Genomic DNA, 4,290 nt, shown 5'->3' on the forward strand with positions numbered 1-4,290 from the left:
AGACCTATTCGGGCGTGATCAGGCGTAGTCCGCTGTGGTCGAGGAACCGCTGATAGTCCTTCACGTTCAGCGTCGCTAACGGAAGGTCGTGGGCGATGCACGCCGCCGCAATCCAGCTGTCGTTCTGCGGACCAGTCTGCCCTCGCAACTGGACTGCGGCTGCGATCCGTCCCCAGGTGGTCGCGATGCTCGCATCGCCCTCGATCACGGCGAACCCGGACAGCCAGTCGGAGAAGTTCTGACGGCGGGTGTTGCCCCAATGGCGAACCTCGACCCACTTCGTGAGCTCGCCAAGAGTCACGAAGGTCAGCAGCGGCCGGCGACCAACCAGACGGGCCGAGAGCTGATGGGGGAGACTGCCCTTGTAGACATGCGACGCGACGTCTGTGTCCAGGATGACGGGCTGAAGCACGATCGATCAGGCCTGGTTCTGGTGACGCTCGGCCCGATAGGTGACCAGGAACTCGTCCAGCTCTGGATCGGGAATGCCAGCGTTGGCTGACAGTTCCTCGACCGAGGCGAACGGAAGCGTCCCCTTGGCCGCTAGTAGCTCATCGATCGTGCGGCGGGGGCGAGGGGCCGGCACCGGGTACTGCTCCGCTGAAGCGCTCACCGCTCATACCACCTTCCTGGCTGCACAGGTTCGGCGTCAGTCTACCCGTGGTGTGGCCATCTGAACCGAGCTCAAGCAGCCCAGAGAACACGCCCTGGGGCGTGTTTTTGTTCGGGATCCGTGGCTTCTAACGGTTCCGGACGTCGTTTGGTTTCCGCCGTTGTCCAGGTCCGGGGCCTGTTTGGACCTGCTGTTGCTTGCCGTTGTCTCGCGTTCGCTGACGTTGATTCCTGCGGTTTAGTCCGGGTCGTTGCTTCTACACCAGGTTTAGCTCGAGCTAGATCAAGACCGGCGGGGGTCGGACGTCGGATCGGTGGCAGTGGCCGGCAGAGCTTGGCGAACCGGCCGAGCGCGTTGCATAGCAAGATGGGGAACCAGAAGCGCAGGCTGCTGCGTTGCTCAGGCATGACCGCGACCTCCCGTGGTGGGCCAACGGTGGCGCCAGCTGTTCGTGCGGCTCTCCCTTGGGAGCTAGGAACCGCGCACCCGGCAGCTCGCAATCAACTACGCCCGCTCAGTCCTCACACGTCTGCACGGAGTGCAGACCGGGACTACGCTGGGGCTGCCGGGTAGATGGGGAGCCGAGGTGCGGTACCGGAAGGCTGAAGCAACGGGTGAATGCCGCGTCGCCTCGGTTCAGGTCTCAAATTATTACTCCGACAAAGATAGATGCCAGAAAGAACGTGGGCGGTCGAGCGCGATCGGGTCGCTAGCCGTGCCACAGACCCACTAATCGCCGTCGTCGCCCGGCATTAATGACACGGCGAAATTTTACCAGTACTATATGCGGGCATTACGCCCATCTACCGAAATCCGGTCGGCAAACTAAGGGAACTCAGGCCAATGTCTTCCAGCGTCGAAGAGCTTCGCGAACAGTTGAGCAACACCGGAGAGCAAAAGAAACTCGCGGAACTTCTTGCAATGGTGACGTTTCTGAACCGGTGCGTCATTGACAGAACATACCGCATATCCGACGACTGGGTTAGGCCGCTAAAATTTACTGCGCTTGGACATAAAGTTCTTGACGAGTTTCGGGCTTCCAGGCCGAGCATCAAGGTAAATGACGCCGCATTAGCGCTCTTCTTGCAGTTCGGACACTCGGAAGGCCTTTTGGTCTCTCTGGATTCCGATTACGAGGCGCTACGTCGTAAACTATCGGAAGAGTTGCTGCGCAAAAACATATTACTTCCGTATGTTTTCGGGCGGGAATTGCACGATAAAGCCGCCAAACTATTTCCGGAACGCATTCATTTTGACTATCGGAAGACCATTAAAATCCTTAAAGAACTCCCTATCGGCGTATTCCAGGCAGGCGACACAGTATCTGGACCGTTCGGTTGCGCGGAATCGGAACAATCTCGGTCCCTTACTCCTTCGCTGAACGTCCCCGGCTATCTTTGCGATCGGGAATCCTGTCATGATATTCATACGCTGACCTTGAACACTGGTGACTCGAGCATTGCAAAGTGCCGTAGTCATTTAAGTGCTTTTCTGTCAAAAAACTACTCTGGAGGAGGGGACCGGTTTGTTTCGGTAGTTCGCGATGCACAGTATCGATATTTCGTGAGGCACCAATTTTTCGATTACGAGGATCTTGTAAATGTATTATCTGACGGACTGAGCGAGAAAGAGCTTCGGGACGTTGCGGATATTTTGCTCCGTAAGCGACTCGCAACGCAAGGTTGGCGAAATGAACTTTCTAAACGTTTGAATGCAGTCATAGCGAGCCCAACCGATTTTGTCATGTCTCTTGATCGAGCGCACCTGCTTCAACTCCTTTTGGTGCATACCGATCGCGACATCGTGTCATCCGTTGATGAGGCTGTAGCAAGCGGTCGAGTTGGGCTTAAAGAGTTCGAAGTCAGGACATCCCGGTTACGGCGTTGGCGTCGCGCCTCGTCACCAGCCGTAGAGATTGGCAGTCTCGGAGTACGCCCTGTGGCAGCCATCCAAAAAGGAACATTGGCAATGCGGCTTCTAAAACTGCTGCATGAAACCTACTTTGAGTCGGAAGATGTCAGTCCAGAAGATCTTGCGTATGCCCTGGAAATCGAGACAAGCCTTACCGATGGTGAACTTCTGCAAGAGACCATTCGGACCTTTTCGCCCGAAGAAATGGTCGATAAGTTAGTAGTGTCTAACCGTCGGGTCGCCCGCAGGGCGGCGGAGAAGTTGGGCATTGACACGGCACAGAACCCGTCGCGAGAGAGTCTTCAGCGCCAACTCTTGTGGAAGCTCGGTGTCGCTCGATCTGTTTCTTTTAACGAATTAGATAGACTTGAACGTCACAAGAGCGAAGTGGAGAATTGCGTAGGCAAAGCTGAGTCAGAAGAAATCATCCGAGGCAATCTGATAAACATGTTCGCTGCGCTAGAGGGCGCCCTGCGTCGCGCTCTCAATTTTTCCATATGGGCATTAACGACGGATCACATGACTGCCGATGCGGGCTTCAGTTATGATCCTGCGTTAAATTCCAAGGTTACCGAGTTTATTGAAACGCGAATGCCCGCATCGGGGCATGAGTTGCGCTTAAGGGTGGATGGCCAAAATGATATCACCGCCCTATCGGCTGGGTTCGCTCGCTTGGCGAAGGTTTTACGTAAGCTTGATTCAAGCGAATTCGTGCGTTCGCCTCTGCAAATACCCCCGGTATGCGAAGCGGCTGGGCGCCCTTTTGAATTCCCCTATCAAGTCCCGTTCTTTGATCTCGCCGAATCATCCAGATCGGAGATTTTAAACGCCCTCCAAGGCGTCGCCCAGCTAATCCAGGGAGAAAGTGTTACAACCGTTCGAAATGCCACCGCACACGATAAGGGCGAGTTTCCGTCCGCCGAGAGAATATTGACTTGCTGCAATAGCCTTATGACATTTTCGGAGCTACTCAAAGAGTCCGGCCTCTTCCCTCAAGTTTATGTTTTGTCGAATACGCTCGTGGATGAGTTTGGGCGCGCTTTTTACACGTATAAGTGCAGTGGCAAGGAGAGGACATTCCAGAATCCGCACTGGTCCGTTGCGCCACGCATGCCGGTGAATCCATTAACGGTGGTTGTTCTCAATAAGGCAACCACTGCATCTCGTGGTCCTTTGCGATTCAATATTCGCAAACATTCCGGTGAGGATCCGTATTGGCAAGGCTGGCCGAAGCGCTGGCACACACGATCCGATTACCCAAGTTTCTCGGGTGGTACAGACGTATCCGGTGCGAATGACGTGGGGGGCGAAAATCAGCAACCGGCTTGATGTAGAAGAGATTCTTTCGGCAGTGCAGGGCTGTTGCTGGGGTCGAGCTGCCGGGTGGACCGTCGGGTCGGCGCCGTAGGTGCCGCATGCCCGGCGGGTCATCCCGGTCTGGCTTCGTTCTCTACTGCTGCTGGGCGTTGTAGTGCTGGCGCCATCTCTGGCAGCGGTCGAGGTAGTTCGGCAACTGCTGTTCGCGGAAGTCGTCCAGGTCCCAGGGGGCCGGGGTGAGGCCGTGGTCGTCGGGGGCGGCGTAGATGTAGGCCGGCCCGGCGGTGGTGTCGACCCTGGTCAGGAGGTAGTCGGGGGCTTCGAAGGCATCGAGGGCCTTCCATTCGGCAACGCTCAGGTCGGTGAAGAGTTCACCGTCTGCGGCGGCCTGGGCGTCGCGAATGATCGTCGGGTAGGGCTGGTCAGGCAGGGCGATGACCTGCCATCCG

At 56.5% G+C, this 4,290-nt stretch carries 4 protein-coding genes; 1 reads left to right on the forward strand and 3 read right to left on the reverse strand.

Features of this window, described 5'->3' with window-relative positions; all coding sequences use genetic code 11:
* Positions 1-4 precede the first annotated feature (4 nt).
* Complete coding sequence (locus LR394_RS40885; protein ID WP_231450115.1) at positions 5-412, reverse strand: type II toxin-antitoxin system VapC family toxin; 408 nt, start codon at positions 410-412, stop codon at positions 5-7.
* 6 nt (positions 413-418) lie between these two features.
* Positions 419-613 (reverse strand): hypothetical protein, encoded by a 195-nt coding sequence (locus LR394_RS40890; RefSeq protein WP_231450116.1) that lies wholly within the window; start codon positions 611-613, stop codon positions 419-421.
* An 843-nt stretch (positions 614-1,456) separates the two neighbouring features.
* On the opposite strand from LR394_RS40890, the gene LR394_RS40895 reads away from it, so the two are divergent.
* Positions 1,457-3,853 carry a hypothetical protein gene (locus tag LR394_RS40895; protein ID WP_231450117.1) on the forward strand — a complete coding sequence of 799 codons (2,397 nt, stop codon included), beginning with the start codon at positions 1,457-1,459 and terminating at the stop codon, positions 3,851-3,853.
* Positions 3,854-3,974: 121 nt separating this feature from the next.
* Here LR394_RS40895 and LR394_RS40900 read toward each other — a convergent pair.
* Positions 3,975-4,290, reverse strand: a 316-nt coding sequence (locus LR394_RS40900) for a gamma-glutamylcyclotransferase family protein (protein ID WP_231450118.1), incomplete at its 5' end; no start/stop codon positions are given.

The organism is Kineosporia babensis (assembly GCF_021129305.1).
Classification (GTDB): Bacteria; Actinomycetota; Actinomycetes; order Actinomycetales; family Kineosporiaceae; genus Kineosporia; species Kineosporia babensis.

Bases quoted from the DNA above. Each gene is read 5' to 3' on its own strand.
- LR394_RS40895 (WP_231450117.1), top strand. From the start codon at position 1,457: ATGTCTTCCAGCGTCGAAGAGCTTCGCGAACAGTTGAGCAACACCGGA.